General features: G+C 58.4%; 26 protein-coding genes. 6 read left to right on the top strand and 20 right to left on the bottom strand.

The features are described from left to right. Window positions 1–8 precede the first annotated feature (8 nt). From ACXAE6_RS04405 to ACXAE6_RS04360, 10 genes are all read right to left on the bottom strand, one after another. On the bottom strand, window positions 9–530 hold the full coding sequence (locus ACXAE6_RS04405) for a tripartite tricarboxylate transporter TctB family protein (RefSeq protein ID WP_475145016.1): 522 nt from the start codon (window positions 528–530) through the stop codon (window positions 9–11). Between the two features lie 75 nt (window positions 531–605). Beyond that, window positions 606–1,640, bottom strand: coding sequence for a tripartite tricarboxylate transporter substrate binding protein (locus ACXAE6_RS04400; RefSeq protein WP_475145013.1), 1,035 nt, complete (start codon window positions 1,638–1,640; stop codon window positions 606–608). A gap of 120 nt (window positions 1,641–1,760) precedes the next feature. Continuing rightward, complete coding sequence (locus tag ACXAE6_RS04395) at window positions 1,761–2,600, bottom strand: sugar phosphate isomerase/epimerase family protein (RefSeq protein ID WP_475145012.1); 840 nt, start codon at window positions 2,598–2,600, stop codon at window positions 1,761–1,763. Continuing rightward, window positions 2,597–3,766: a dihydrodipicolinate synthase family protein gene (locus tag ACXAE6_RS04390; RefSeq protein ID WP_475145010.1), complete on the bottom strand. Its 1,170-nt coding sequence runs from the start codon at window positions 3,764–3,766 to the stop codon at window positions 2,597–2,599. The genes ACXAE6_RS04395 and ACXAE6_RS04390 overlap by 4 nt, the downstream gene beginning before the upstream one ends. Before the next feature lies 1 nt (window position 3,767). Next, the gene (locus ACXAE6_RS04385; RefSeq protein WP_475145008.1) at window positions 3,768–4,919 is read right to left on the bottom strand and encodes a Gfo/Idh/MocA family protein; all 1,152 of its coding nucleotides are present in this window, start codon (window positions 4,917–4,919) and stop codon (window positions 3,768–3,770) included. After that, complete coding sequence (locus ACXAE6_RS04380; RefSeq protein ID WP_475145006.1) at window positions 4,916–6,337, bottom strand: hypothetical protein; 1,422 nt, start codon at window positions 6,335–6,337, stop codon at window positions 4,916–4,918. Before ACXAE6_RS04380 ends, ACXAE6_RS04385 begins: the two co-directional genes overlap by 4 nt. Further along, window positions 6,334–7,152, bottom strand: coding sequence for a sugar phosphate isomerase/epimerase family protein (locus ACXAE6_RS04375; protein WP_475145005.1), 819 nt, complete (start codon window positions 7,150–7,152; stop codon window positions 6,334–6,336). The genes ACXAE6_RS04380 and ACXAE6_RS04375 overlap by 4 nt, the downstream gene beginning before the upstream one ends. Before the next feature lie 374 nt (window positions 7,153–7,526). Then, window positions 7,527–9,167: a sulfatase-like hydrolase/transferase gene (locus ACXAE6_RS04370; protein ID WP_475145002.1), complete on the bottom strand. Its 1,641-nt coding sequence runs from the start codon at window positions 9,165–9,167 to the stop codon at window positions 7,527–7,529. Window positions 9,168–9,170: 3 nt separating this feature from the next. Continuing rightward, window positions 9,171–11,117 carry a TRAP transporter permease gene (locus ACXAE6_RS04365; protein ID WP_475145000.1) on the bottom strand — a complete coding sequence of 649 codons (1,947 nt, stop codon included), beginning with the start codon at window positions 11,115–11,117 and terminating at the stop codon, window positions 9,171–9,173. Between the two features lie 60 nt (window positions 11,118–11,177). Further along, on the bottom strand, window positions 11,178–12,188 hold the full coding sequence (locus tag ACXAE6_RS04360; RefSeq protein ID WP_475144998.1) for a TAXI family TRAP transporter solute-binding subunit: 1,011 nt from the start codon (window positions 12,186–12,188) through the stop codon (window positions 11,178–11,180). Window positions 12,189–12,320: 132 nt separating this feature from the next. Here ACXAE6_RS04360 and ACXAE6_RS04355 point away from each other — a divergent pair, with 132 nt between their 5' ends. Next, a complete protein-coding gene (locus ACXAE6_RS04355; RefSeq protein ID WP_475144994.1) occupies window positions 12,321–13,214 on the top strand; it encodes a LysR family transcriptional regulator in 894 nt (297 codons plus the stop codon). A gap of 149 nt (window positions 13,215–13,363) precedes the next feature. On the opposite strand, the gene ACXAE6_RS04350 is transcribed toward ACXAE6_RS04355, so the two are convergent. The 4 genes from ACXAE6_RS04350 to ligA all read right to left on the bottom strand — a co-directional run bounded on the left by ACXAE6_RS04350 (window position 13,364) and on the right by ligA (window position 16,743). Then, a complete protein-coding gene (locus tag ACXAE6_RS04350; RefSeq protein ID WP_475144992.1) occupies window positions 13,364–13,960 on the bottom strand; it encodes a hypothetical protein in 597 nt (198 codons plus the stop codon). A gap of 431 nt (window positions 13,961–14,391) precedes the next feature. Then, window positions 14,392–15,402 (bottom strand): amidohydrolase family protein, encoded by a 1,011-nt coding sequence (locus ACXAE6_RS04345; protein WP_475144991.1) that lies wholly within the window; start codon window positions 15,400–15,402, stop codon window positions 14,392–14,394. A gap of 102 nt (window positions 15,403–15,504) precedes the next feature. Beyond that, a complete protein-coding gene (locus tag ACXAE6_RS04340; RefSeq protein ID WP_475144989.1) occupies window positions 15,505–16,344 on the bottom strand; it encodes a class III extradiol dioxygenase subunit beta in 840 nt (279 codons plus the stop codon). A 3-nt stretch (window positions 16,345–16,347) separates the two neighbouring features. Beyond that, window positions 16,348–16,743: a protocatechuate 4,5-dioxygenase subunit alpha gene (ligA, locus tag ACXAE6_RS04335; protein ID WP_475144988.1), complete on the bottom strand. Its 396-nt coding sequence runs from the start codon at window positions 16,741–16,743 to the stop codon at window positions 16,348–16,350. A gap of 181 nt (window positions 16,744–16,924) precedes the next feature. Between ligA and ACXAE6_RS04330 the strand changes: the two genes are divergently transcribed. The 5 genes from ACXAE6_RS04330 (at window position 16,925) to ACXAE6_RS04310 (ending at window position 20,245) form a co-directional block, all read left to right on the top strand. Beyond that, window positions 16,925–17,818, top strand: coding sequence for a LysR family transcriptional regulator (locus ACXAE6_RS04330; protein WP_475144986.1), 894 nt, complete (start codon window positions 16,925–16,927; stop codon window positions 17,816–17,818). Window positions 17,819–17,856: 38 nt separating this feature from the next. Continuing rightward, complete coding sequence (locus tag ACXAE6_RS04325; protein WP_475144984.1) at window positions 17,857–18,528, top strand: haloacid dehalogenase type II; 672 nt, start codon at window positions 17,857–17,859, stop codon at window positions 18,526–18,528. Window positions 18,529–18,615: 87 nt separating this feature from the next. Continuing rightward, window positions 18,616–19,080 (top strand): nuclear transport factor 2 family protein, encoded by a 465-nt coding sequence (locus ACXAE6_RS04320; protein WP_475144980.1) that lies wholly within the window; start codon window positions 18,616–18,618, stop codon window positions 19,078–19,080. Beyond that, entirely contained in the window at window positions 19,077–19,784 is a 708-nt protein-coding gene (locus ACXAE6_RS04315; protein ID WP_475144977.1) for an alpha/beta fold hydrolase, read from the top strand. Before ACXAE6_RS04320 ends, ACXAE6_RS04315 begins: the two co-directional genes overlap by 4 nt. Beyond that, window positions 19,772–20,245, top strand: a complete 474-nt coding sequence (locus ACXAE6_RS04310) for a TrmO family methyltransferase domain-containing protein (RefSeq protein WP_475144975.1) — start codon at window positions 19,772–19,774, stop codon at window positions 20,243–20,245. Before ACXAE6_RS04315 ends, ACXAE6_RS04310 begins: the two co-directional genes overlap by 13 nt. Before the next feature lie 65 nt (window positions 20,246–20,310). Here ACXAE6_RS04310 and ACXAE6_RS04305 read toward each other — a convergent pair whose 3' ends face one another. Genes ACXAE6_RS04305 through ACXAE6_RS04280 form a run of 6 tightly spaced genes read right to left on the bottom strand, consistent with a single transcriptional unit; the run spans window position 20,311 to window position 26,523 of the window. Then, complete coding sequence (locus tag ACXAE6_RS04305) at window positions 20,311–20,730, bottom strand: PilZ domain-containing protein (protein ID WP_475144972.1); 420 nt, start codon at window positions 20,728–20,730, stop codon at window positions 20,311–20,313. 1 nt (window position 20,731) lies between these two features. Further along, window positions 20,732–22,168 carry a PP2C family protein-serine/threonine phosphatase gene (locus tag ACXAE6_RS04300; protein WP_475144968.1) on the bottom strand — a complete coding sequence of 479 codons (1,437 nt, stop codon included), beginning with the start codon at window positions 22,166–22,168 and terminating at the stop codon, window positions 20,732–20,734. Further along, entirely contained in the window at window positions 22,165–23,592 is a 1,428-nt protein-coding gene (locus tag ACXAE6_RS04295) for a class I SAM-dependent methyltransferase (protein ID WP_475144965.1), read from the bottom strand. Before ACXAE6_RS04295 ends, ACXAE6_RS04300 begins: the two co-directional genes overlap by 4 nt. Beyond that, window positions 23,592–23,972: a hypothetical protein gene (locus tag ACXAE6_RS04290; protein WP_475144963.1), complete on the bottom strand. Its 381-nt coding sequence runs from the start codon at window positions 23,970–23,972 to the stop codon at window positions 23,592–23,594. The genes ACXAE6_RS04295 and ACXAE6_RS04290 overlap by 1 nt, the downstream gene beginning before the upstream one ends. Continuing rightward, entirely contained in the window at window positions 23,969–24,484 is a 516-nt protein-coding gene (locus ACXAE6_RS04285) for a hypothetical protein (RefSeq protein WP_475144960.1), read from the bottom strand. Before ACXAE6_RS04285 ends, ACXAE6_RS04290 begins: the two co-directional genes overlap by 4 nt. Beyond that, window positions 24,481–26,523, bottom strand: coding sequence for a putative bifunctional diguanylate cyclase/phosphodiesterase (locus ACXAE6_RS04280; RefSeq protein ID WP_475144957.1), 2,043 nt, complete (start codon window positions 26,521–26,523; stop codon window positions 24,481–24,483). Before ACXAE6_RS04280 ends, ACXAE6_RS04285 begins: the two co-directional genes overlap by 4 nt. Window positions 26,524–26,589 lie beyond the last annotated feature (66 nt).

Below are 26,589 nucleotides of genomic sequence, written 5' to 3'. Positions count from 1 at the left end.
TTGAATCATCACGGCAATCGCACCAGGAAGATTTCCTGGAAAGACAGCGTGACCACCGCCGCAACGACCACGGCCTGAATGCCGGCCAGAATCAGACAGCGCAGCAAGGTGCGCGGCTGGCTGGTCAGATAACGTTCGAACAGCACGATGGCGGCGAATACATAGACAAGGGTGGCCAGCCAGAACGGCAGACGACCGACCAGTAACAGCGCATAACAGAGCGTCAGCGCCAGCATGGCGCCCAGGCGGACGGCTTCGATATCGTTAAACAGATCGCGCAGGCGTTGGCCGACCGGCAGTGGTTTGAGCGCTCCCTGACGCCAGGCGCGCAGGCTCAGCAACAGACCACAGAACGCCAGCATCAGACCCAGCGCCATCGGCACCAGACCGGGAATGGTCGACAGATGCACACCCCGGCTTGCCAGTCGGGGCATGGTCCAGGCGGCGATAAACACCAGTAACCCCAAGGCGATAAACACCAGGCCACTGATCAGATCGGCGCGCAGCGAGCGTTGGCTGATATCGCTCATCGCTCAGCCCTCCTTATTAGGTGAATGTGCTTATAGAAATCCGGCCGGTGCCTTACGACACCCGCCGGCTACGACTCAGCGGTCCACTTCGCTGCGGGTTTCGCAATCGATGCCGATGTCGATCGGATCGATTACCGCTTCACCACGATGCACATAGGCACAGGCTTCCTGGATGGCGATCGGCATGGCGCGAGAGCGGGCTTCGGCACCGTAGGATGGATCGAAGATGGCGCCCTGACGGTCGGCGTAATTCTGCAGCGCCTGGGAGTTCATCACGTGCTCCGCCCAGATGCGATCCATGGTGGCGACCACTTCGTCCGGTACGCCGGTGGGAATAAAGATGCCGAAGTAATCCGGCGCCACTGGCAGATCGGGCAGCCAGTTGGTGACCGGCGGAATCGGCTCGTCCAGACCTTCGATTGTCAGCGGCTTGTCACTCAAAACTGCCAGCGGCTTGAGTCGGCCACCGCGCAGCATCTGTGCCTGTTCGACCGCCAACTGAGTGGTAACCATGGCTTCACCGCGCGCCGCGGCGACCACAGCCGGATTGCCGCCGTCGTAGGTGATCATGTTGTATTCGAAGCCGCTTTCGTCACTGAGCGTGGCGATGGCGGTGCCGCCTGATGAGGTTTGGCCGGCGGTGGCGACGGTGATCTGGCTGCCGCGTTCTTTGAAGGCGGCAAGTAATTCACCGAAATCATCGAACTCGCTGTTGGCCGGTACGCTGACCACCGGCACGTTCGCGACCGACAGGTAGATGTGATAATCGTCGATGTTGGTGTCTTCGATCAGACCGGTGATGGAATAGTTGGCGTTGTTGGCGATGGCGTTGGCGGTCCAGGTGTAGCCATCGCGTTCCGATTCCAGCACTTCACGGGTACCGATGGCACCGGAGGCGCCGCCCTGATTCACCACCACAACACTCTGGCCGAGGTGTTCTTCGAGAATAGGCACGGTGGCGCGGGTTACCTGGTCGGTGGAACCGCCAGCGCCCCAGGGCACGATGATGTTGATGGGTTTGGATGGTTGCCAGTCTTCCGCCATGGCCGGCATGGCCAGAGCGGCGGCAGTGATCAATCCATAAACCAGTGTTGTTTTTGTTGGGTTCATGTCTGACTCCAGGTTTTGAGGTGCGGCCAGGCCGCGTTTTTTATTTTTCCAGCACAATACAGCATTCGTGCCGGGACCGGTCGGTGGTTGCCGACCCTGGGTGAACGCCTCGAAGCGGGTTTACACCACGCTCAGATAACGTTCCTTGCACGTTGCCAGTACTTCCTCGGCTGGTTTTTTCCACCAGTGGTCGGCCGAGAAAATTTCCACTTCGTGAAAACCGTCGTAGCCCTGATCCTCGACCCAGCTGCGGATCAGCGGGATATCGATGACGCCGTCGCCCATCATGGCGCGGTCGAGCAGCATGTCGGACATCGGCATGCGCCAGTCACAGATATGAAACGCCAGCAGCCGTTCGCGTCCGGCGCGTTCGATCTGTTGCTTGAGCTGCGGGTCCCACCAGACGTGAAACACATCCACAGCGACACCGATGCCCGGACCGATGCGGTCGCACAGATCGAGCGATTGCCCCAGGGTGTTAACGCAAGCACGATCGGCGGCGTACATCGGATGCAGCGGTTCGATGGCCAGCGGTACGCCGGCCTGGCGGGCGTGATCGATGATGGCGTGTAGGCCGTCTTCGACCATGGTGCGCGCGCCAATCAGGTCGCGTGAGCCTTCGGGTATGCCACCGACCACCAGCACCAGACACTGGGCACCCAGCTTGGCGGCGTCGTCGATGGCGCTCTTGTTGTCGTCAATGGCCGCCTGACGCCCGGCGGCGGTCGCGGCGGGAAACATGCCGCCGCGGCAGACGCCGGTCACCGTCATGTCGTGCTCGCGCAGCAGTCGCGCCGCCTGATCGACACCGCACTCGGCGAGCTTGTCGCGCCAGATGGAAATGCCGCGAATGTCGGCGGCAGCGTAACCGCGAATCTCTTCTTCCAGCGTCCACTGCACCTTGGTGGTGGCGTCGTTGATCGACAGTCGGCTGAAGTCGGTTAAAGGCCGTGCGCTCATTGTTCGACTCCCCGTGTTGCCAGCACCTGCTTCATGCGTTGCACTGCCAGCTCCGGCTGACTGAGCAGGCCGGCCTGGTCGGCCAGTCGGAACAGTTCGGTCAGATGCAGGGTGGAACGCGCGCTTTCCTGACCGCCGATCATGGTGAAGTGGTCCTGGTGGCCGTTGAGGTAGGCGAGAAACACCACGCCGGTTTTGTAGAAACGCGTCGGCGCCGCAAAGACGTGGCGCGCCAGCGGCAGAGTGGGCGCGAAAATCTTGTGATAGTTGTCCAGATCGCCGTCATCCAGAGCCGCCAAAGCAGCGGCGGCGGCTGGCGCGATGGCGTCGAAAATACCCAGCAAGGCATGGCTGTGACCGCGTTCATCACCGGCGATCAGTTCCGGGTAATTGAAGTCGTCGCCGCTGTACATTTTCACGCCGGCAGGCAGGCGGTTGCGCATGGCGATTTCCTTGCTGGCATCGAGCAGTGAAATCTTGATGCCGTCGACCTTGTCGGCGTGGCGCTGAATCACATCCAGGCAGACATCCATGGCGCGGTCGGCGTCGGCGTAGCCCCAGTAACCGGCCAGCGCCGGATCGAACATCTCGCCGAGCCAGTGCAGTATCACCGGTTCGCGCGCCTGGCTGAGCAGGTGGTCGTAGACGCGGGCGTAGTCGTCGGGCGACTGAGCGTGTGCCGCCAGCGCACGGCTGGCCATGATGATCAGGCGGCCGCCGAGTTGTTCGATGGCCGCCATCTGGCTTTCATAGGCGCGGATGACATCGTCGACACTGCGGCATTCATCGACACTCAGGTGGTCGGTGCCACAGCCGCTGGCGACGCGGGCATTGGGGAAGTCCCGGCTGGCGTCGATGGAGCGGCGAATCAGTTCCAGACTGGTCGGCCAGTCCAGACCCATACCGCGCTGGGCGGTATCCATGGCTTCGGCGACGCCGAAACCCAGACGCCACAGATGCCGGCGATAATCCAGAGTGCGGTCCCAGTCCACGGCGCTGTCGAGCCAGGGATCGACCGGCGCCAGCGGATCGGCTACCACATGAGCGGCGGCATAAGCCACGCGGCTGCGCGGCCCGGCCGGGTTCGGTTGAAAGGACAGCGGCTGGCCGACCTGATAGCGGGTGACCCGGCCGGTGGCGTCGGGGAGCAGTAATGAATGGCTCATCTCAGTCCTCCAACGCCGGTACGTTCAGCCAGCGACGCTCAGCGGAACTTTGCAGCGCCAATTCGGCGAACTGCACGCCCTTGGCGGCTTCGCGCAGGGTCCAGCGGTAAGGCGCGTCTTCAACGACATGACGGATGAACATTTCCCACTGGCGTTTGAAGGCGTTGTCGGTCGGTTCACGCTCCGGCACTTTCTGCCAGTCGCCAAAGAAATCCAGCGTCTGTTTCTGATCCGGATTCCATACCGGTTTGGGGGTGGCTTCGCGCGGTTGGATATAGCAGTCGGTCAGGCCGGCGACGGCGGAACCTTCGGTGCCATCGACATGGAAGGTGACCAGATCGTCGCGTCGCACCCGGGTGTTCCAGCTCGATTTGATGTGCACCACGGCGCCGTTGTCGAGTTCGACGGTGGCGTAGCAGGCGTCGTCTGCGGTGGCGTTATAAGGCTGGCCATTTTCGTCCCAGCGCTGCGGAATATGGGTTTTGCCCAGGCAGGTGAGCGAGGTCGGCGCACCGAACAGGTTGTCGATGACGTAGCGCCAGTGGCACATCATATCGAGAATCATGCCGCCGCCGTCTTCTTTGCGGTAATTCCAGGATGGCCGTTGCGCCGGCACCCAATCGCCTTCGAATACCCAGTAACCGAAATCCAGATCGACGCTGAGAATGCGACCGAAAAAACCGGAATCATTCAGTTGCTGCAGCTTGAGCAGACCGGGCAACCACAGCTTGTCCTGAACGGCGCCGTTTTTAACCCCGGCCTGTTCGGCGGTTTTGGCGATGGCCAGCGCATCCTGCAGATTTTCGGCGATGGGTTTTTCGCAGTAGACATGCTTGCCGGCGGCGATGGCCTTGCGCAGCAGATCGCAGCGCAATTGGGTGGAGGCAGCGTCGAAAAAGATCTGATCCTCTTTATTGGCCAGCGCCGCGTCCAGATCGGTGGTCCAGCGTTCAACCTTATGCTGCTCCGCCAGACGACGAATCTTGTCGGCGTTGCGGCCGACCAGAATGGGGTCGGGCATCACGCGGTCGCCATTCGACAGCACGACGCCGCCCTGGTCCCGAATCGCCAGAATGGAGCGGATCAGGTGCTGGTTCATGCCCATGCGGCCGGTAACGCCGTTCATGATGATGCCGAGTGAATGGGTAGTCATTGGGATTCCTCTTGATCGTGTTGAGTCAGTGCTCGCATGCCTGCAAAGGCAGGTACCGCGCCGCTGGCGAAGCCGGCACCGGCGAGCGAATCGAGGGCGATATGCCCCTGTTGGATGCGCAATGAAAGACCTTTGTCATCGCGCTGATAGAGGCTCGGATGAGCCGTGGCGAAGGCGTCCACTTCGGTCGCGGGCGCGCCGTCCAGACGGCCGACAAAGTGGTGACCGTTGCGTTCGACATGACCCAGACCGAGCAGGCCAACCAACGCCAGATCCTGCTGCACGGCCAGGCCGGCCTGGGTGGTCAGATCTTCGGCGGAGAGAAAACAGCCGGCGCTAGCATCGTGCTGGCAACGCATAGCGTTGATCAGGGAGCGATAGAGACCTTTACAGGCTTTGGACGAGACACCCAGATAGCCCAGTTCGCGGGCGCGGCGGAAGCTGTCCAGATCGGCGTCGCTTTCATCGATCAGTAACGGAATGCGCTGGGCCAGGTCGTGCACCGGCGTATCGAGGGTGTGCTCGCGGTGCAGCGGTTGTTCGACGAACAGAATTGACCGGCGCAGCCGTTTTAGCTGCGGCGTTGCCTCTATGGCGTCGAGTAATTCGCTGAAGGCGGCAGCGGTGGTGAACTGTTCGTTGCCATCGAGCGTCAGCCGGTAATTCGGCAGCGGCTCCAGTTGCTCCGCGATGGCGATCAGCCGTTGCAGGTCGGTATCGAGTTCGCCGCTGACTTTGACCTTGAAGTAACCCGGCTGATAGCGCTCGATCACCTCGCTCAGCGTTTCCGGCAAGCCATCGTTAAGCCGCGATTCCAGTTCCGCCGGTGTCAACGCATCGGCCAGACCCACGGTATGCCGCAATGCGATGGACGGCTGGGGTTTGAGGTCGGCAAGGAAGGCATCGATGTCAAAACCGGCTAGATCGTCCGGCAGATGAGCCGCGCTCAGGCCAGGTCGGTTGCGCTGCATCAGTTGGGCGAACGACAGTTGCTCAATGCGGCCCAGCGCGTCCAGACAGGCGCCGGCCAGCAGCGCCGGCCCGAAACCCGCGACCAGACCGTTTTCACCAGCCAGTTCGGCGCGTTGCCTGGCATCCAGATACCAGGCGTGATCGGCGGCGGTCATCGGGCCGGGTTCGGCCAGGCTGAGTTTGAGCGCTGTGCTGACCGAACGCCGCAATTGGTTGACGTTATCGGCCTCGCTCAAGGCGGGTGATTTGTCGAACCACTTGGGCACCATCAGCTCGGCGGCATAGCCTTCGGCGCTGACACCGCTGTGGGCGTCGCGCAGCCGCACGCGAACGAATACCTCGGTGACCTCGCGCAGCGTGATGACACCAAAGCGAAACGGCAGCCGCAGTTTGTGGTCGCGCTCAAAGGCCTCGGCCTGTTCGATGATTAACAGTGATGCCGTCATGCCAGTGCCTCGCGTAGACCGTGCAGATAACCGATGGCGCGCGCTGCGGTAGTGGCGCCGTCGGGTTCGTAGCTAAAGGGTTCCACTGCCAGCGTGCCGCTGTAGCCGTGACGGATCAGCGTTGCCAGCACTGGTAGAAACGCATCCTTACCCTGGCCCGGTGCGCGCCGATTGCGGTCGTTCAGTTGCACGTGGGCGACCAGACCGGAGTCGAGCCAGGCATCGAGCACAGCGGCAGGCGATTCGGTTTCACTGTGCGCTGCGGCCGAGGTATCAAGCATGGTTTTCAGGCCCGGTCGATTGAGACGACGCACCAGGTCGGCGGCTTCGGCCAGGGTGTTGAGGTAGTTGGTTTCGCGCGCCGCTAGCGGTTCGATGCAATAGGTGACGCCGGCTTTTTGGGCGAGTTCACCGGCGCGGTCGAAATAGTCTTCAGCGCGTTCCCGGTCGCCATCGGCTGCCAGACGGCGCTGACCTGGCGAGCCGTGTACCAGTACCTCACCACCGAGCAGGGCGCACTGTTCGATCAACCGCTGCATGGCCGCCAGAGTGCGTTGGCGCACGGCGCTGTCGGCGCTGACGATGGACAGGCCGGCTGGTGCCACCAGCAGCCAATGCAGGCTGGTGATCGTCAGGCCATGGCTGGCCGCAACGGCTTGGTAACCAAGAAGTTCTTTATCGGACAGCGTTAGCGGATCTTCGCCCAGGGTATAGGGCGCCACTTCCAGACCGTCGTAACCCAGCGCAGCCGCATAGCGGCATTGTTCGGCGAAGGGACGGTCAGCCAGAACCTCGTTGCACAATGCAATGCGCATTCGAGCACCTTTTTTATTTTTATTAACTATATGGTTACTTTTAAGCTAACAACGGGATTTGCTGCTGTCAAAATGGTTGCTGGCTCTCTAGACGAAGTTGGATGGTGGAGCCTGAACTTCAATAATCGTCAGGAAAAATCGCTGTATTGGGAAAATTCTCTTTGGATTCAGTAGCTTGCTGCCAGCACTGGAATGATCGCTTTCTTGCTGACAGCTGAATCTTCATTCCTGACAAATATAACTATGTGGTTACTTATAAAAAAATAATCGGATTGGTGTGTTTTGCTGGCGGGATTGGAGAGGTGATGTGGGGCAGAAGGAAAAGCCAACCTGTGGCGCTGGATGAGTGGACAGCAGGTTGGCAATGGAGCGTTTCAGATCACGCCGATGGAACGCGGCGGGCGTTGTTCTTCCGGGACGTCGTCGCGTTCCCAGAAACCGATCAGAATGCCCTGGCGCCGCGACAGACCATTGGCCGCTCTTTCCTGTTCGCGGCTGACGGCCGTGCGGTTGCGCAAGGTCGCGCCCCAGTCGAGCAAGCGGTCACGTAACTCGCGGCGGACACCGCTGCGGGCCGGATCGCGGCCGAGGTCGACCAGTTCGTGCGGATCATCGTGCAGGTCGTACAGCAGATCGGCGAAACCCGGGCAATGCACCAGTTTGTGACGGCCATCGAAGATCATCGTCATGCGCGCGTCCAGTGCATCAACGCCCAGCTGTTTGGCCACCGGCAGGCGGCCGTAATCGTCTTCGCTGATGATGAAGTCGCGCTCGAAAGCGCTGGCTTGATTATGCAGCCAGGGTTGCAGCGAGCGGCCTTCAATGCGGTGTTCGGCAACGGTGCCGCCCGCGCTTTCGATCAGCGTCGGCAGTACGTCGATGGCGCCCACCAGCGCAGCGCATTGGCTGCCTCGGCTGGCGTCGGCTTCCGTTCTTGGGTCGGCGATGATCAGCGGCAGTTTGACCGACGGCTGATGGAACAGATCTTTCTCGCCCAGCCAGTGATCACCGAGATAATCGCCGTGGTCGGCGGTGAAGACGATCAGCGTATCGTTGCTCAGGCCTTTGGCGTCGAGGTGATCGAGCAGCCGGCCGATGTGGTCGTCGACTTCTTTGACCAAACCATAGTAAGCCGGCAGCACGTGAGCCCGCTTGGCCGGATCGGCCAGGGTGCGGCTGACGCCCAGTTCCATAAAGGCGCGATAGATCGGATGCGGATCGGCGCGTTCGGCCTCGCTGCGCACCGCTGCCGGCAGCTCGATATCGCGATACAACTGGTGATACGGATCCGGCGCCAGGTAGGGCCAGTGCGGTTTGATATAAGAAGCGTGCAGACACCAGGGTTGGTCGCCCAGGGCGTCGATGGTGTCGATCACCCGGTCGGTCAGATAGGCGGTTTCTGAGTGTTCTTTGGGGATGCGTGCCGGCCGGTGGGCGTTGGCCAGAAAGAAGCCCGACAGTCGTTCGCCGTTGTCGCCATCGGCGGCATTGGCCCATTCCAGCCAGGGGTTGTCACCATCGAAACCCTGGTTACGCAGATAGTCGTTGTAGCGTGGCTCGACCGCCGAATACTTGCCGGCCGGGCCTTCGGGGTGGAGACCGTCATCGTGCTCGCCTTCGACAAAACCGGCGTTGCTGAGCTGCTTACCCAGAGCGGAATCTGCGCTGATGTTCAGCCGCGCCATGCCGTCGCGGTCCGGTTTCATATGGGTTTTGCCGAGCAACACCACGCGCCGGTCCAGCGCGCCCAGATAGTCGGCCAGCGTCCACTCATCCAGACTGAACGGCCAGTCGTTCCAGGTGGCGCCGTGCGAGCGCACGTGGCGGCCGGTGTAAAACGACGCCCGGGAATTACCGCAGCTGGTACCCTGGGTGTAGGCGTTGGTAAAACGCAGGCCACGTTGCGCCAGGCGATCGATATTGGGCGTATCGATCACACCGCCATAGCACGACAACGCATCCCAGCGCAGTTGATCGATCATGATAAAGAGGCTGTTCTTAACCGTTGAAGTCATCGCTCAGGACTCCTGCAAGACAGTGGCTGCCAACGCTGGGTGGCGCAGCCAGTGGAACGTCAGCAGCGCCAGACCGCACAGCAAAGCCGCCATACTGATCGCCAGGTAGGGCGTTAACAGCGCCAATGCCAGGCCGAAGCGCAGCAGACTTTCCAGCGGATGCAGAGCGCGCCGGTCGAAGCGCGCCAGGCTGGACGCAATCAGATAGAGCGCTGCGGCCAGTTGCACCAGCAGCCAGGCATAGCCAGCGAAGCTGAACTCGGCGCCGGCTTCGGCCACGCTCAGCATCAGCGGGTTGTAGGCGAAGGCGAAGGGAATCAGGAACATCACCGCCGAGATACGCGTACTGGCTATGGCCGTCGCCATCGGCGTGCCGCCGGAAATGGAAGCGGCGGCGTAGGCGGCAATGGCGACCGGCGGAGTAATCACCGAGGCGACGCCGAAGAAGAAGACAAACATATGCGCCGTCAGCAGGCTCATGCCGAAGGCCTGCAAGGTCGGCCCCATGACCGCGATGATGGCGATGTAGGCCGGCAAGGTCGGCATACCCATACCCAGTACGATGCTGCCGGCAGCGGTGATCAACAAAGCCGCCAGCAGCGAATAGCTGGACGCATCGGACAGCAGCACCGCGAAGGTGGTGGGAATGCCGGTCGCCGCCAGGGTGGCGACAATAATGCCGACCACGGCGATGGCCATCGACAAACGCGCCACCGTGACGCCACCTTCAGCGATGGCAGACAGCAGCTGTATCGGCTTACGGCGAATGGCCGGGTTAAGCAGGCTCAGCGGCAGCAGCATAAAGATGGCGCTGATCGACGCGCCGGCCGGTGACAGACCACGCACCAGCAGCCAGACGATCATCGCCAGCGGCGCGATGATCAGCAGCAGGTTAATCCAGTCCTGACGCAACACCGGCTCGGCAGCGGCTTCTTCGCTGGCCGTTAAACCCAGCTTGCGCGCCTCGAAATAGACCGCCAGAAACAGGCTGGCGTAATAGGCCAGCGCCGGTATCAGCACTGCCAGTATCACGGTCAGATAGGTCACACCCACATAATCGGCCATCACCAGTGCTGCCGCGCCCATGATCGGTGGCAGTATCTGCCCGCCGGCCGAAGCGGAGGATTCCAGTCCACCGGCGAAATCGCCGTGAAATCCCCGCTTTTTGATCATCGGAATGGTCACCACACCAGTGCCGACCACGTTGGCGACGGCGCTGCCGGACACCGTACCAAACAAGCCCGAAGCCAGAATGGCGGCGTAGGCCGGACCGCCGCGAAAACGCTGCATCAGCGCAAAGGAAATACGAATCATCGACTGGCCGGCGCCGCAGCCATCAAGCACCGCGCCGAGCACGATAAAGGGCAGAACGGTGGACAAAATAATCCCGAAGATGGAGCCGAGCACGCCGTTATCACTGCCGAACCAGAGGTTCGACGCCAGCCGATCCAGCACATTACCGCCAGCGGTTTGCAAAACGCCGGGCCAGTATTGACCGGTGGCCAGATAGCTCAATGCCAGCAGGCCGATAATGGCAATAGGCGCCCCCCACAGCCGCCAGCAGATGAGGGTGGCAATAGCGACAGCCGCAAGCGCCACGCTGGTGTCCCAGCCATCGAAAAAGACGATGGAAAACATCATCTCCCGGGCCACTACGAAATAGCGCAGGCTGCAGTAAAGGGTGATCCCGATTAATGCCAGATCGAGTAGCAGTCGGCCGGTGCCAATGCTTTGTCCGTTCGCCAAACGGGCGCGCCAGCCATAAACCACGGCGATGGCGACGCAAAGGCTGAAGAAGGTCGGGCGAAACCATTCGACGGCAAAAGGCCCGAGCCGGGGCACGAAGTCGTAGCCGGGCATTACGTTGATCAGGCCGGCCAGGGCCAGCATTCCACCCAACACCAACATGAGTCGGCGCAGGCGCGGATCGGTCATCCAGGAAGTCAGCATGGAATCCTCCCGAGGCGAGCCGGGCTCGCCCCAAGGTCATAGTTCTAAGTTCTGGGTTTTTTAGTTGGCAGGCGGTAACAGAGCGTCGGGTACGGCGATGTTGTGCTCGCGGTAGTAACGCAGCGCGCCTGGATGCAGCGGCGCATTGACGCCAGCGAAGGGGTTGTCGGTGCTCACACTGCGCAGCAGAGCGTTAGACGCCTTGAGCTCGTCGATGTTGTCCCAGTAGGCCTTGGCCAGGCGGTAGGCGACGTCCTCATCGAGGCCAGTGTGGGTGCCCATAAACATGATGTTGGAGGCGGTGACCAGGTCTTCATCGCCATTTACCTGACCCTGGTAAGTACCGGCCGGAATGGTGGTGGTGTTCATGGCGGCCGCTTCGGTATAGGCGTCCCAGTCCGCGGTACCGATCTTCTCTTCAGGAATGCCGAGAATGCGGATGGAGCGTTGCAGGCTCATCTCGTTGATGGATTGCTGACCGACCGGAGCGGAAATTACCAGAACGTCATATTGGCCGTCCTGAAAACCCTGTACTGCTGCACCCCAGGGTGCGCGCACGGCATCGTAGTCGGCTTCGGTCAGGCCGGACGCGACTTCAATCATGCCCATGATCTGCATATTGGCGGCTCCGGCCGGAGGGCCGACATAGACGCGCTTGCCGCGCAGGTCATCCCAGCTGTCGATGCCGTCATCGGCCCAGGTGATAGCGTGATAGGTGGAACCGGGCAGGCCGGTGATGGCGCGCACATTGGCGGACAGTTGTTTGGCCTGGTCGGCGTTGCTGGCGTAAGGACCGACACCGCGGCGCATGGCGTTAAAGGCCGGTGGCGGCACGACCGAGGTATCGAGGCGGCCGGCGCCGAGCATCATTACCGAGCGGGTCAGCGTCTGGCCGAGCACGACTTGTAGGGAAATGCCTTCACGGTTGGCGTATTGAGCAAAGGTTTGCGGCAGGATGCCGGTAACGGAAGCTGAGCCGCCGGCGTCCATTTGCAGGTTTTCAGCTTGGCTCAGACCGGCGCACAGCGTCAGCGCCAGGCCCACGCAGAGGGACTGGAAGAAGGTTTTCATGATCACCTCGTATTATTGGATTTATTAGAGAGACTCTTTAGGTCAACTCAGTGTGCCTTGAGCGCAGACCTTCGTATAATGCAATTTTAGCGACCCAAACCAACAAAAATGCATATAACGGGGGCCCTTGCCATGGAACCCAAGCACCTGGTCCATTTGGCCGCCATTATAGACAGCGGCTCGATTCGCGCCGCCGCCAGCCGGCTCAACCTGACGCAGTCGACACTGACTCGCAATATTCAAACGCTGGAGATGCAGGCCGGCGGCAGTCTGTTTGCGCGCAGTCGGCACGGCGTGCGTCAGACCTCGCTGGGCGCGGCGCTGGCGCGCGAAGGACGCAGCATTGCGCGGGCGGTCTGGGTGGCGGAACAGGCTGCGACGCGGCATGGTCTGGGACTGAAACGCGAGCTGCGCATCGGCGTCGGGCCGTTGTTCGCCAACAACGTCATGAACAAGGTGGCTCAGGATCTGGTCAGCACTCATGCCGAGTTGTCGTTGCAGATACGCGTGGATACGCCCTATCGATTGTTTGAGCAGATGCACGACGATGCGCTCGATCTGGTGATCGCACCGCGAGTACAGTCGCCCACTCAGGAACTGGATTGCGAGCTGCTGCTCGAAGACCGCCTGGTCGTGGTCGCCGCTGAGCATCATCCATTGGCCGGCCGTGGTTCTTTGCAGGTAGCCGATCTGGAAGATCGCGACTGGATCAATATGGGTACCTACGCCCGCTTTGAGGAATCGCCGGTGGAAAGGTTGCAGGCGGCGGGCATTCATCGGTTGAACACGCCCATCGCGCTGTCCGGCGATGCGGTGATCTGTCTGAATATTCTCAGTGAAGGCCGCCATCTCAGCCTGATGCCGCAGCGCCTGACGCAGCGCGTCGCCGCCGACTACGGTCTGACCGTGCTCGATGTCGACGCCGACTTTGGTCAGCGTAATCTCTATTTATGGCATCGGCTGAGTGACACTGGTCCAAGCTGGGTAGCGACGTTGCGGGCTGCCTTATTGGCAAGGTTGGCATAACAAGTAAGGTAGCCAATTAATTCGGGAACGGTGAAATTTGATGCGGTGGTAGTAACAAACAAAAAATTAGGTGTTGTTAACCGGCGGATGCAGAGATCTGATTCATTCGAGTACCACTTAATTTTTTATGGCACTCGAATGAAATGCACTTAGTTCAAGGTATAGCTTAGACCGAGCGTAAAAAAGGTTTCTTCGTAGAATCGACTGGTTTTGGTACCAGATGTCAGATCGCCATTGCTATCTCTCTCGACATCTTCTATCTCTCTGTTGCCAAACTGAAATTCTATTTCTGAATGAATGGCAATTCGTTCTCCAAGAGATTCTTCAAAACCAATAATGGCACTGCCGTGATACCCCAAAAAAGTTCGTTCATCGACGGCATCGTTTTCATACTCTTCGGTGCCGCGGTAGGTATAGTAACCAGCCTTAGCTGCCAGATAGACACCATCATTGATAAAATATTGGCCTCCCAGGCTGAACCCAAAATTGGGATCCTCGATGGTGCTGTAGTCTTCGTATCTATCATCACCCACGCTGTATTCATCAAGTTTATCGGTAAGCAGATCGAACTCATCCAACTTTGCATAGAAGGCTAACTCGTCGGAATGAGCATACCGAATGCCGGCAGATTCGTAGCCGATTGGACTGATGATGATATCAATGTCACCTGCTTTAATTGGTGTTTCGGCAAGTGCCTGGATTGAAGTGGTCCATAATAAAATAAGGGACAACAGTAGAATTCTCATCAAACTCTCCTTCGTTAGTTGAATCCTTAAGCAGAATTGCAATGTCTAGTTTGGGGTGGAACAAGTTCAGGCTGGAAAATAATTTAATTAATTGCAAATCTATTTCATTGATGGAAGTGACAATATTTTTAGCGAATCAGAAAAATATTTTTGTCGACAATGGTTTAGACGGGATTTCGAAAAACAAAAATTTCTAAGTTAATTTTATGATCGTCAATCGGTTGACGACTGGTGATCTCTTGTTAAGTTGAAAATGTTTATTTGCCATTTATTTGACTGGAACCTGAATGGTAAATGTGACTGGCTGTTTGAGGTAAACAGTTATAGCAATGGCATAAAAAAACCCGCCAACAAGGCGGGTAAAGCACAACACAAGATGGGAAAGCAGTGTCTTTGATGACCGCGCCGGTCTGGCGCGATCATTATGGCGACTAAACTTTCAGGCGTGGGAATACCGCGCGGGCATTGTCTTCAAAAATCATTTTCTTCTCGGCGACGCTCAGCTTGGTGTTGCCATCGATATAACGCTTGGTGTCGTCGTAGTAGTTGCCGGTGCGCGGGTCGATGCCGCGGACCGCGCCGATCATTTCTGAAGCGAACAGAATATTCTTGGTCGGAATCACATCCAGCAACAGGTCGATGCCTTCCTGGTGGTAGACGCAGGTGTCGAAATAGATGTTGTTCAGTACGCGCTCTTCCAGATCGCCCCAGCCTTTGTCTTCACTGATGCCACGGAAACGACCCCAGTGGTAAGGCACTGCGCCGCCGCCATGAGGAATGATGAATTTCAAATCCGGGAAGTCTTTGAACAGGTCGGACTTCATCATGTGCACGAACGCAGTGGTGTCGGCGCTGAGATAGTAAGACGAGGTGGTGTCAAAGCTTTCGTGGCAGGAACCGCTGACGTGAATCATCGCCGGGATGTTCAGCTCCACCATCTTCTCGTAAATCGGATACCAGAACTTGTCGTACAGCGGCTTGTCTTTCCAGAAACCGCCGGACGGATCGGGGTTCAGGTTGCAGCCGATAAAGCCCATCTGCTCGACGGTGCGCTCTAGCTCTGCGACGCAGGCCTCGGGCGTAACCCCCGGGCTTTGCGGCAACTGGGCAACCGGCGCGAAATTCTGCGGGAACAGATCGCAGACGCGTTTGATCAAATCGTTGCAGTGTTCGGTCCAGGCGATGCTGGTGCTTTCATTGCCCAGGTCGTGGCCCATCCAGCTGGCGCGCGGCGAGAAGATGGTGAGGTCGGTGCCGCGTTCGCGTTGCAGTTTCAACTGGTTGTTTTCGATGCTCTCACGGATCTGGTCGTCGCTGATGTTCAGCGTGCCTTTGGCGGTGCGAAAGTTGGGGTCGTCTTTCAATTCCGCGCGCTGACGATCGCGGTATTCGCCCAGTTCGCCCGGGGCTGTGGTGTAGTGACCGTGGCAATCGATGATCATGGTCCGCTCCAAATAAGTCGGTAGTGTTGTGTTGTTATTAATTAGGTTATGAGTTGCGTTATTAGTCAGGGCCAGCAGGCCCCGTTTTTTTTCGCCGGACGCTTATTGGTCTTCCAGCAGAATAATACCAGCGCCGGTGTTGGACGCCGGCACGTGATAGAAACTGTAGGTTTCCTTGGCGGCGTCACCCAGCGCGCCGCGCATAATCAGCCACATCACCAGTTCGATGCCTTCGGAGCCGGCTTCGCGCATGTATTCGACATGCGGTTTCTTGACCAGGCTGGGCACATCGGCGGTCAGGTCGCGCAGGAAGGCACGGTCGAATTCTTCGTTGACCAGGCCGGCGCGCTCGCCCTGCAGCTGGTGTGACATACCGCCGGTGCCGAAGATGGCGACATTGAGGTCTTCACCATAGGCTTCGACGGCCTTGCGGATCGCCACGCCCAGATCGTAGCAGCGCTTACCGGTGGGTGGCGGATATTGAATGACGTTGACGCACAGCGGAATGATTTTGCACGGCCACTCTTCCGGCTCGCCGAAGGCGATCGACAGCGGCACGGTGCAGCCGTGGTCGATGTCCATTTCGTTGGCGATGGTCATATCGAATTCATCGAGAATCAGCGATTCGGCCAGATGCCAGGCCAGGTCCGGTTCGCCCTGAGCGACCGGCACTTTGCGTGGGCCGTAGCCTTCGTCGGCCGGGTTGAACGATTCCGCGACACCTAAGGTGAAGGTCGGGATCAGATTCAGGCCGAAGGCTGAGGCGTGGTCGTTGTAGACCACGATGGCGACGTCCGGCTTGTTCTTTTTGAGCCAGTCGCGCACCGGCTGATAGCCGTCGAACAGGGGTTTCCAGTAATCGTTTTGGGTCTTGCCGTTGTCGATGGCGGCGCCGATGGCCGGGACGTGTGACGAGCCGATGCCCGTGGTAATTCTAGCCATGGTTTAGCGCTCCTGTGCTTGCTTGCTGCGATTGCCTTCGACGGAACGCCCGCCGCCCAACATCATTTGTGCGAATTCTTCTTCGCTCACACCGCTCATTTGTCCGCCGACATACTGCATGGAGTGGCCGTCGAAGATGGCGAGTTTGAAGGTGTAGTAGATGTTGCCGCCCAACTGCAGCAGGCCCAGCCAGTCGCGTTCCAGCACAGCTTGGCGTTGTTCGGGGGTCAGCTTGAAGTTATCCAGATAGGCCGCTTCGTCTTTGCGGAACGCCTCCCGGTTTTCTGCTTTGTTCAGTGACATACAGAACATGTTCAGGTGATAGCCCTGACGGCAGTGCCGGCCATCCATGACATAGGTGCCAGGAATGTCCATGTATTCACGGTCTTCGCGGTTCATCAGTCTCACCTCTTGAGTGTGGTCACTTCTATCGAGTGATCCTACAGATATTCGTTTCCGGTGCATTTTGCGTTGGCATTATTTTAGGGCGTGCAAGACTGCCCTGCGCCGGAATGGGGTGACAATGAGCCTAGTTAAGGGCACAATCTGGAACAACCTATAACAATAGGACGTTTCGTTCGTGAAGTGGAACATTGCCGATCTGCCCGTCTTCGTTGCTGTGGTTGAACGCGAAGGCATATCCGCTGCTGCTCGAGCCTTGCGCATGCCCAAATCGAGTGTCAGCCGTTTTATCCAGCGGCTCGAAGACGACCTCCAGGTGCGTCTGCTGGAACGTAATTCCCGCCAGATGCGCATGACCAGTGAAGGTGAAATCTTCTACAAGCATTGCCAACTGATCATGGAACAGATCGAAGTCGCCGACGCCCAGATGAACGGTCTGACGCATACCCCCAGTGGCGAGCTGACGGTGTCGCTGCCGATGGCGTTCAGCCGACACATTCTCGGCGGTCATCTGAATCGTTTTCATGAGCAGTATCCGGAAATTCAGCTGAACATTCAGGTCACGCCGACGACGGTGGATCTGATTGGCGATCACATCGATCTGGCGGTTCAGGTGGGCGATCTGCCGGATTCGGAACTGATTGCCGTGCCGCTGTTCGAAACACCGCTGGTGTGGGTGGCCAATCCGAAAACTTTCGCAGCCAATCATCGTTTCGACAGCCTGGAAGACTTGCTGGCGGAAGTGAAAGTCTGTGAACGACGCTACAACCGCACGCCCCTGTTGATCCGCCATCACGGCGAGAAGCAAAAAGCCGAGATCGACGCCTCCATCGAAACCATCGACCCGATTATGGTGCGCGATACCGTCGCTGCTGGCACCGGCATTGGCTTGCTGCCGCGCATCTACTGCGGCGATATGATCGACGCCGGTCAGTTGGTGGAAGTCGGTCGTGAATACGCCCTGGATGCGCCAGCTAAGGCGTCGGCGGTCTACACCAGCCGACGCATGCTCAGTGCCAAAACCCGACTGTTTATCGAGTTCCTCAAAGAGTTGACCGAAGGCTGGGGCTGACCGAAGCTGAGCCCTCCATTAGGTGCGAGGACTGAGCGATGCAACTGACGCTGGCGTTCGACATCTACGGAACATTGATCGATACCCGGGGCGTGGAAGCGGAACTGTCGACGATGGTCGGCAGTGCCGCCGCTGAAGTCAGCCGCAGTTGGCGTGACAAACAACTCGAGTACGCCTTCCGACGTGGCCTGATGGGCCGCTACCAACCCTTTTCTGCCTGTACCGCTCAGGCGCTGGATTACGCTCTGGCGTTTCACCGCTGCAGCCTGACCGATAAACAGCGTCAGCAATTACTCGACAGCTATGGTCGCTTACCCGCCTTTGCCGATGTTGCTCCGGCGCTGCGCCAATTGAGCGACGCCGGACATCGACTCTGGGCATTCTCCAACGGCCAGGCTGCAGCGGTAGCGACCTTATTGGCTGGCGCTGGTCTGTCGGCTGCTTTCGAAGGCACAGTCAGTGTCGATGAGATCGAACGCTTCAAGCCCGATCCGGCTGTTTATGCCCATTTTCTGCAACGCACCGGCGCCCGCTCCGATGCAACCTGGCTGGTGTCGTCCAATCCCTTTGATGTGCTCGGTGCCCGTTCTGCCGGCTGGCAGGCTGCCTGGGTGCAGCGCTCGGCAGCGATACCCTTCGATGACTGGGAATGGTCCCCCACTGTTGTTGTCGAGCGCCTCGATGTGTTGGCCGGAGCCTTGCCTGACTGAAGGTTTGCAACAGCGGAACGCACTGTCCAAGGCCCCGCAGGGACGGCGAACTGAGTATGCTTGGCGCACGACAAGAGGGGAGGCCCAATGAGCCAAGAACTGACCGAATTGGATCGCTGTCTGATCCACCGTGCGGTGGAAGAGCTGATCATCCGTACCGGCAAAACCATCGACAGCAAGGACTTCGCGTCCCTCGATCAATGCTTTCATACCGACGCCCAACTGTTCCGACCCACCACGCCCGATCCATTGATCGGTCCGCAAGCCATAGCGGCGTCCTATGAGCAGAACCCGACGCAGCGGTTGAACCGTCATCTGGTTTCCAACCTGAGTGTGAGTATTGATTCTGCCAGCCAGGCGCGGGCGCATTGCTATGTGACGCTTTATTCCAGTGACGAAGGCGACCAGGCGGAAGCCGTTTTCGGCGCACCGTTGCACCGCTGTCTGGTCGGCGAATTTCACGATACCTGCGTCAAGACTGACGCCGGCTGGCGCATTCTGGAGCGTCGCGCCAGCTTCACCCTGAAGATGCCGGTAGGAGAAACACTGTGAAACCAACCCTGATGCTGCTGCCTGGCCTGATGTGCGATGCGCGCGTCTGGCAACCGCAGATCGATGCCCTCAACGATGCCTGGGATTGCCGCGTCCCCGACTATGATTTCGCCGACGATCTGGGCGCCATGGCCGACCACGTGCTGAAAGAAGCCCCTGAAACCTTTGCTCTGGCCGGCCATTCGATGGGCGGTCGGGTTGCTTTGGAAGTTATACGGCGAGCGCCGGAACGGGTGTTGCGTTTGGCCCTGCTCGATACCGGCTACAAGGCCTTGGCCGACGGCGACGCCGGGGAGCGTGAAGTCGCCGGCCGCATGCGCCTGGTCGAACTGGCGCAGCGCGAAGGCACCCGGGTAATGGGCGAAGACTGGGTGCAGGGCATGGTGCATCCGGATCGGCTCAGTGACCAGCCGCTGGTCAACGCCATTGTCGAGATGATCGGCAGCAAGACGGTCGCCACTTTTGAGCGTCAGATTCATGCACTGATTCATCGCCCTGATGCCACCGAGGTGCTCGAAGCCATCCGCTGCCCGACCACCTTTATCTGCGGTAGCCACGACAGTTGGAGCCCGCTGGAACAGCACCAGGAAATGGCCGATCAGGTACGTCACAGTCGTGTCGTCGCTATCGAAGCGGCCGGTCATATGAGTACCATGGAACGCCCCGAAGCGATGAATGAGGCGTTCTGGCAATGGCTGAGCTGACATCGATCGATATGCAGCCCATCGGCTGGGTTCGCGGTGGTCGCACCCAGGCGACCAAAGACGGCTGGGCGGGCAATCGCTGCCGGCTGGAACTACGCGCCGATCTGTTTGGGCCTGAGGCGCTGGTCGGCGTGGCGGAGCTGTCGCATCTGGAAGTGCTGTTTTGGTTCCATATCGACGCCGATGAAGCCATCGAGACCGGTGCGCGTCATCCTCGCGGTAATACCGATTGGCCAAAGGTCGGAATCTTCGCCCAGCGCGGTCGTATGCGGCATAACCGCATCGGCGTGTCCTACTGCAAAGTCGTTGGTGTGGATGGTTTAACGATTGAAGTGGAAGATCTGGATGCGGTAGACGGTACGCCACTGCTCGATCTGAAACCGGTGTGGCGCGAAACCTTACCGCGCGGCGAGATTCGTCAGCCCGACTGGGCTGGTGAATTGATGAGTCGATATTACTGACGGGAGACGGAAGACGTTGGGTTAGCGGTAATTAGCGTCTCCCCCTCAAGCGTTCAGCGGCGCTGTTAGCGCCCATGCACAAACGGATCGTCGCCGTGGTTGTGCACCAGGTCATCGTCGGCTTCGCTTGCCACTTCGTCGGTCAATTCTTTGAAACGCGACATCACTTCTTCCAGCGTCTGGCGTGATTGTGCCGACATTTCTTCCAGCGAAACCCCCAGGGCGTACAGGCTGGGGTCGGTTTCTTGATCACACCAGCGCACCCGTGCGCAGAAGTCCATCTTGCCCTCACCCATGGTATTGCGTGGCAGCTCGACGCTCAGTGCCAGGCGGGTGTCGGGTGCGAACTCGGCGTTGCCTATCAGCATCATGCCGTCGAGGGTGACATCCACGAGATGACCGTTGAACCAATGACCCTGGTCATCCTGGGCTTCGGCACGCAGACGATAGATGAACCGCGTTCTGTCCTTACGTCTGGAATCCATATCAGGCCTTTTGGGATGAAGGGAAGGTTGTTATCGAAGCCTGGGAGCCGTGGCTGGCGGTCGCCTTACCGCTGTGTTCCAGGCAACGACGTACCACCAGAGCGGTCATGTCGTCGTCCTGCTCCTGCTGGTATGCCTTGACGCCATCCAGGACGGTGCGGGCAATGTCTCCCGGTTGGCCGCTGATGCCTTGCCGGAACAGTTTTTCCAGATTCTGTTGACCGAACATTTCGCCGTGCTCTTCACCGGCTTCGGTTAAACCGTCGGTGAACAGCAGCAGCGTATCGCCAGGTTCGATGGTCAGCGTCAGTGAATCGATCAGGCCGCGCAGGTCATCGGTGATGCCCAGCCAGGTACCGGTGGTCGGCTGAATTTCCAGGCTGTTGCTGGAATAACGGTGCACCAGAATATCCTGATGATGGCCGGCGATTTCGATGATCTCGTCGCCCAGCTTGAGGATGGTCATGGTCATATAGTGATCCGACCCCAGCCGGCCGACGTTTTCGCGCAGCGCAGCATTGATGGTTTCCAATGCCCGCACCGGTGAACAATCGGGTTCGGCCTTGAGCAGGGTCATCAGGCTGGTTTGCACCATCATCATGATCAGACCAGCGTTCAGGCCGTGGCCGGCTACATCGCCAATGGCGACATAGCGGGCACCGGTTTCGGTCTCGAACACTTCGTAATAATCGCCGCCGACTTCCTGCGCCGGTTCCATCAAGGCGGCAATGTCGTAGCCGGAGATGTTCAGTTGGCGTGGCAGCAGTGACATCTGAATGCGTTGCGCCAGTTCCATTTCGCCCCATAACGAATCCCGTGCTTCTTTGAGTTTGATCAGCAACGAGAATTCGTTGGCGATCAGACGGTGACGCAATTCGTTGATCGACACCGCCAGAATACCGCTGCTGCACAGGAAGAAGAGGTTATTGACCAGCAGACGGCCGTCGTAGGGTTGCGGGTAGGCGAAATTCAGACCCAGATACATGCCGATAATAATCAGCGTATTCAAACCGGTATGTTTGCCGCGCCAGGGCAATAACAGATTGACGCCGATAATGACCAGAATCAGGCCGACGTAATAGCCGTTATCAAAACCACCCAGATGAACCGTCATCAGGGCGATAAAACCACCGATTTGGAAGGAGGCAAAATAACCGTGGAAATAAGACAGAGGGCCGGGCTGGGTGCGGCTGAGAATAACAAATTGCAGCAAAATCAAAGCGGTCGATAAACCGCGATACAAAGCAAAGAGCGGAATCAGCTCGTGCGGTAACAGGATAACGTCGAGCACGAAAAACAACGGCACCAAACCGGTCGCCAGAAAAGCCACAGTGCGCAGCCAGCCATGGACCAGTTCGGTTTGATAGGCATCGAAGTCGGTGTGCTTAACTGCTTCGTCGACGTTCGGGCCGTATTGTTGTTCTAAATCTCGGCTCAAGATTCCCGTTTCCGTATGCGTAGCATCATTTGGACGCCGGTATCGTCAAATTCGATCCAGGTTTGCGCGCCCTCAAGGCCATCTGCCAGCGCCGTAAAACTGTCTTCGGTGCGGTAGATAATGGGCCAGTCTAGCCAGTAATCCATATAGTAGCGACTTGGATTACTTTCGTGGAAGTTACCAATCGCCATTTCACCACCGGGCAGTAATAAAGCATAGAGTTTTCGCAAGACTGCACTGGCAACCGGTGGCGTTAAATAGTCGAATAGTCCCATCGAATAAATAAAATGGAAATCACCCCAGCGTGCTTTCAGTTCGCGCGTTGATAACAGGGTGCGCACCGACTCGCGGATAAAATCCACCGACAGCTTACCATCGAGCCGCGCTTCAATCGATTCCACCGTTTTACCCGCTTCAAACAGGGCCGCCGGGTCCTGGTCGAGCAAGGAGGCGTGAATGCCCGCGGCGTCTTCGGGGTTGATATAAATATCTGCCAGTTCGCGCGCCGGACCACAGGCAACCGACAAAAATTTGAACGGTGCTTCGACACTGTATTGGGGCCAGCGCGGCAACTGCGCACGAATCAATTGCGGAATAATTTCGCGTCGGTTGCGGACCGCCTGAGCGCCCGGCGCGGAAACCGGATGCTTGTGCAATAACTTGCCAAAGGTGGATTCACCTTCATACGTATTGCGATAACACATGGCCATCATTTCTGAATCGCCAATATAGCCGCGTGGTTTGAGGTTGGTGCGGGCAATAAAGGGAGCGCACAACAAATCACCCCAGATCAGCTTGCGCAGATAATAGCCATGATGGCTGTGCTGCTCGCCGTCAAAGCCAGCGATCAAACCTTCCAGGCGCTGAATATGCTGATCGATGCATTCGTGCAGTTGCGGACCCAGACTGGCCAGAATACCGGCTTGAATGCGTTCGGCGACCTCGGGCGGTTCGTTGGCGTACTCCTCATCAAGTCGGTCGAAGAGGTTGTGATAGATACTCAGGTCGTAGGCGATGTCGGCGACGTGTTCGCGAAAGGCCGGGTCGATGTTGTCTTTGTAACCCAATACCAAGGGCAGATTGCGGGCGGTGTTATCGAGCACATCGATGCGACCATCAAACAGCAGTTTTTTGAAATCGTGAATGTTCTCCAGCGCCACCAGACGAAAATCGTCGCCCTCGGGTTCCGGTGCCAACAGTTCACAGCGGCCGGTTTCGATGGTCAGGATTTCTGCATTCAGAGTGAGGTGATCATAAACACCGAGCGGCGCTGGCGGCTGGTCATCGACAAAGCGCAACCACAGCGAATATTGGGAGGCGTAGCGCATCGCCACCTCGAAGCTGTGGTCGCCACGCAACAGCCGCCCACTGAGCGTGGTTGCTTGGCTGTTATCAACCGTGCTGTCCGCTTGCGGCGTGGTCATCAGACGGCGCCTCCGTCGATGCGAATGCGCTCATCCGGGGTTTTGAAAATGGTCATGGCGGAAAACGAAACGGTCTGCCATTTTTGCTGGTTGTCATAGCAAATGGTCAGCGCCTGCTGGCCCAGACGGGCTTTTTCCAACACCTTGATCACCGGCGCGAAGGACGACGAATTCATATAGGTCACCTGGCGAAAATCCAGCACCAGCCGGAGGCCGCTGTCAGCGCTTGCTTCCATGGCGGTGGCGAAGATCGGCATCAGCGTATCGTTGGCATCGCGGATAATGCACTTGCCCATCAATTCCAGGGTCAGAGTCTGATCGTCAATGATGCGTGAAATCTTCAAAGTGCCATCGTCGAAAACAGCGTCCATAGTATTCATAGTGGAACCTCCGGTTGGCGGTTGAGCGGAGCGCGGTTGAGTGGCGCCAGGGCAGAAACGCTCAGTCGGTCGTTATCATCCAAAATAAAATCGATATTGGCGCGGCCTTCGTAGGCAATGCGGACCAGCCCCAGACAGCTGCGTGCCATATTCAGTGGTTCACGGGAAATTTCCCGGATGCGTTCCAGGTACGCCTGATAAGGGTCCTGAACGCCACGAATCCATTGCAGGGTACGATCCAGTTCGGCCAGGTGGGGTCGGTTATGACTGTTGATGGCGTTGTCAACCTGAATGCTGATGTCCGCCTCGGTGATGGACACGCTCACTTCGATGGTTTCGCCTTCGCTGCCATATTTGATGCTGTTTTCCAGCAGTTCACAGATGACCATGGTGTAGGTGTCGATGGCGGTTTCCGGCAGGTTGGTCTGACGCAAAAATGCCTGCGTCTGATCGTTGATGCGCGCGATTTCATGCCAGTCCGGTTGAATACTGAATGTCAGGACGTCGTTCATAGTGGCGTTATTCCTTCAGGATCGACGAGCAAAGTGTCGCGCGCCGCCAATTCAGCAATCGCACTGGCGGGTTCGGGGCGACAAAACAAGAAACCCTGGATAAAGCGGCAGCCATAGGTTTGCAGTTGCGTCAGTTGCTCTTGACGCTCAACGCCTTCCGCGACGACGGACAAACCAATGGCATCGGCCATGGACATGATAGAACCCACGATGGCACTGGTGACCGGATCGGTGGCAATGTCATCGATGAAACTCTTGTCAATTTTCAGGCGATCAACCGGCAAGTGTTTCAGGTAAGCCAAAGAGGCGTACTTGGTGCCGAAGTCGTCAATCGATACGGTGATGCCCAGTTCGCGTAAGCGATTGAGATGATCGATGACGTCTTCGCGTCCTTCTATCCAGACGGCTTCACTCAGTTCCAAGTCCAATCCATCGGCCGGGAAACCGGTTTCCTTTAGGATGTTCTGCACCCGGCTGACGAACTGAGTGTCGCGCAGTTGTTGCGCTGAGACGTTGACACTCAGCTTGCCGAAACGGATGCCCGCCTGTCGCCAGGCGGCGCCTTGTTGGCAGGCGCTGCGTAATACGTGCTCGCCCAGGGGTCGGATCAGCCCGGACTCTTCGGCGATGTCGATAAAGGTGCCGGGTCCGAGCAGACCTTCGCTGGGTGAATCCCAGCGTGCCAGCACTTCAAGTCCGCTGATGCGGCCGGTCTGCAGATCAACGATGCCTTGATAACGATTGACGATTTCGCCGTCTTCGATGGCGCGACGTAACTTGGCCTGACGGGTCAGACGTTCGCCCATATGTTCGACCAGACTTTCCGATACCCGCTGATAGCCGTTTTTGCCGTTGGCTTTGGCGGCATACATGGCGCTGTCGAGCAGACGCAGCAGCTTTTCACTGCTCTGGCCGCGTTGATAATCGCTGATGCCGATGCTGGCGGTGAGGAAAAATTCCTGATCTTCCAGCGTGACCGGTTCGGCGATGCGCGCGAGAATTTGCTCGGCGATCTGGTTGGCGCTGTCGGGGTGATCGAGGTGACGCAACAGCAGCAGAAATTCATCGCCACCCATGCGTGCGACGGTATCGCTTTCGCGCACGCAAGCGACAATGCGGTGGGCGACGATGCGCAGCATTTCATCACCGGAACGATGACCAAGGTGGTCGTTAACCAACTTAAAACCATCCAGGTCGATCAACATTAAACCGATGTTTTCGCCGCTGCGATCGGCCGACGACATGGCCTGAGACAGACGATCATCAAACAAGCGACGATTGGACAGGCCGGTTAACTGATCGTAATGCGCCATCTGAAACAGCTGTTCTTCGGCTTCTTTTTGCCGGGTAACGTCGGTCAGCACCGCGATGTACTGACTGAGGCTGCTGTCTTCGGCGCGCACTTCGGTGATGGACAGCCACAGTGCGTAGCGACTGCCATCGCGACGCTGACCCCACAATTCGCCCTGCCAGCTGCCTTTAGCCAATAAGGATTGACCGACCGAGGCCATAAATTCAGGGTTTTCTTCTTCCTCGGCGTGAAAGGTGGCGGTTTCGCCGAGCACTTCGCCTGGTTGGTAGCCGGTAATCTGGGTATAGGCGGGGTTTACATCGATGACCCGAAGGTCCGGGTCCATGATCAAAATGCCTTCCAGCGCCGATTCGAACACCCGGGCATTGAGCTCTATTTTTTCTTCGCTCTGACGGCGAGAGGTGACGTCGATACCAATGACACTGACTTGGTGTGAAGAGGGCAAAGGCAGGAACAATAAGGCGATGCTGACCAGGCCTGCGGAGAGCGTCGCTTCCTGCGTTTCACCGCTGCGCAGTGCTTCGAGCGCAGTGCTTAACCAGGGATCGGTAAGGCGCTCGCCGGGACTGACACCCCACTGATACTGCACCAGCCAACTGCCGGCGTTGGCGTCGAGCAGGATGCCGTCAGCGTCGAGCAACAGTACCGGGTAAGGATTATCCTGGGCGTCCTGAACGAGGCTGACGGGCATGTCATTCAGCCGCTTGGCGCCTCTCGATGTGTCCATGCCCGTCCTCCGGATCCAGTCACTCAATCGACTGGCCCAACATCATTGATTGCTAATAAAAAGTAG

Source organism: Saccharospirillum sp. ABV4_185, assembly GCF_056159245.1.
Note: the sequence above shows the minus strand (reverse complement) of the source record. Positions and strands in the feature narration are given on the sequence as shown.

What these genes read in the sequence shown, in the direction of transcription:
- ACXAE6_RS04405 (WP_475145016.1), bottom strand. Translation starts at nt 530, where the DNA reads ATGAGCGATATCAGCCAACGCTCGCTGCGCGCCGATCTGATCAGTGGC.
- ACXAE6_RS04400 (WP_475145013.1), bottom strand. Translation starts at nt 1,640, where the DNA reads ATGAACCCAACAAAAACAACACTGGTTTATGGATTGATCACTGCCGCC.
- ACXAE6_RS04395 (WP_475145012.1), bottom strand. Translation starts at nt 2,600, where the DNA reads ATGAGCGCACGGCCTTTAACCGACTTCAGCCGACTGTCGATCAACGAC.
- ACXAE6_RS04390 (WP_475145010.1), bottom strand. Translation starts at nt 3,766, where the DNA reads ATGAGCCATTCATTACTGCTCCCCGACGCCACCGGCCGGGTCACCCGC.
- ACXAE6_RS04385 (WP_475145008.1), bottom strand. Translation starts at nt 4,919, where the DNA reads ATGACTACCCATTCACTCGGCATCATCATGAACGGCGTTACCGGCCGC.
- ACXAE6_RS04380 (WP_475145006.1), bottom strand. Translation starts at nt 6,337, where the DNA reads ATGACGGCATCACTGTTAATCATCGAACAGGCCGAGGCCTTTGAGCGC.
- ACXAE6_RS04375 (WP_475145005.1), bottom strand. Translation starts at nt 7,152, where the DNA reads ATGCGCATTGCATTGTGCAACGAGGTTCTGGCTGACCGTCCCTTCGCC.
- ACXAE6_RS04370 (WP_475145002.1), bottom strand. Translation starts at nt 9,167, where the DNA reads ATGACTTCAACGGTTAAGAACAGCCTCTTTATCATGATCGATCAACTG.
- ACXAE6_RS04365 (WP_475145000.1), bottom strand. Translation starts at nt 11,117, where the DNA reads ATGCTGACTTCCTGGATGACCGATCCGCGCCTGCGCCGACTCATGTTG.
- ACXAE6_RS04360 (WP_475144998.1), bottom strand. Translation starts at nt 12,188, where the DNA reads ATGAAAACCTTCTTCCAGTCCCTCTGCGTGGGCCTGGCGCTGACGCTG.
- ACXAE6_RS04355 (WP_475144994.1), top strand. Translation starts at nt 12,321, where the DNA reads ATGGAACCCAAGCACCTGGTCCATTTGGCCGCCATTATAGACAGCGGC.
- ACXAE6_RS04350 (WP_475144992.1), bottom strand. Translation starts at nt 13,960, where the DNA reads ATGAGAATTCTACTGTTGTCCCTTATTTTATTATGGACCACTTCAATC.
- ACXAE6_RS04345 (WP_475144991.1), bottom strand. Translation starts at nt 15,402, where the DNA reads ATGATCATCGATTGCCACGGTCACTACACCACAGCCCCGGGCGAACTG.
- ACXAE6_RS04340 (WP_475144989.1), bottom strand. Translation starts at nt 16,344, where the DNA reads ATGGCTAGAATTACCACGGGCATCGGCTCGTCACACGTCCCGGCCATC.
- ligA (WP_475144988.1), bottom strand. Translation starts at nt 16,743, where the DNA reads ATGAACCGCGAAGACCGTGAATACATGGACATTCCTGGCACCTATGTC.
- ACXAE6_RS04325 (WP_475144984.1), top strand. Translation starts at nt 17,857, where the DNA reads ATGCAACTGACGCTGGCGTTCGACATCTACGGAACATTGATCGATACC.
- ACXAE6_RS04320 (WP_475144980.1), top strand. Translation starts at nt 18,616, where the DNA reads ATGAGCCAAGAACTGACCGAATTGGATCGCTGTCTGATCCACCGTGCG.
- ACXAE6_RS04310 (WP_475144975.1), top strand. Translation starts at nt 19,772, where the DNA reads ATGGCTGAGCTGACATCGATCGATATGCAGCCCATCGGCTGGGTTCGC.
- ACXAE6_RS04305 (WP_475144972.1), bottom strand. Translation starts at nt 20,730, where the DNA reads ATGGATTCCAGACGTAAGGACAGAACGCGGTTCATCTATCGTCTGCGT.
- ACXAE6_RS04295 (WP_475144965.1), bottom strand. Translation starts at nt 23,592, where the DNA reads ATGACCACGCCGCAAGCGGACAGCACGGTTGATAACAGCCAAGCAACC.
- ACXAE6_RS04290 (WP_475144963.1), bottom strand. Translation starts at nt 23,972, where the DNA reads ATGAATACTATGGACGCTGTTTTCGACGATGGCACTTTGAAGATTTCA.
- ACXAE6_RS04285 (WP_475144960.1), bottom strand. Translation starts at nt 24,484, where the DNA reads ATGAACGACGTCCTGACATTCAGTATTCAACCGGACTGGCATGAAATC.
- ACXAE6_RS04280 (WP_475144957.1), bottom strand. Translation starts at nt 26,523, where the DNA reads ATGGACACATCGAGAGGCGCCAAGCGGCTGAATGACATGCCCGTCAGC.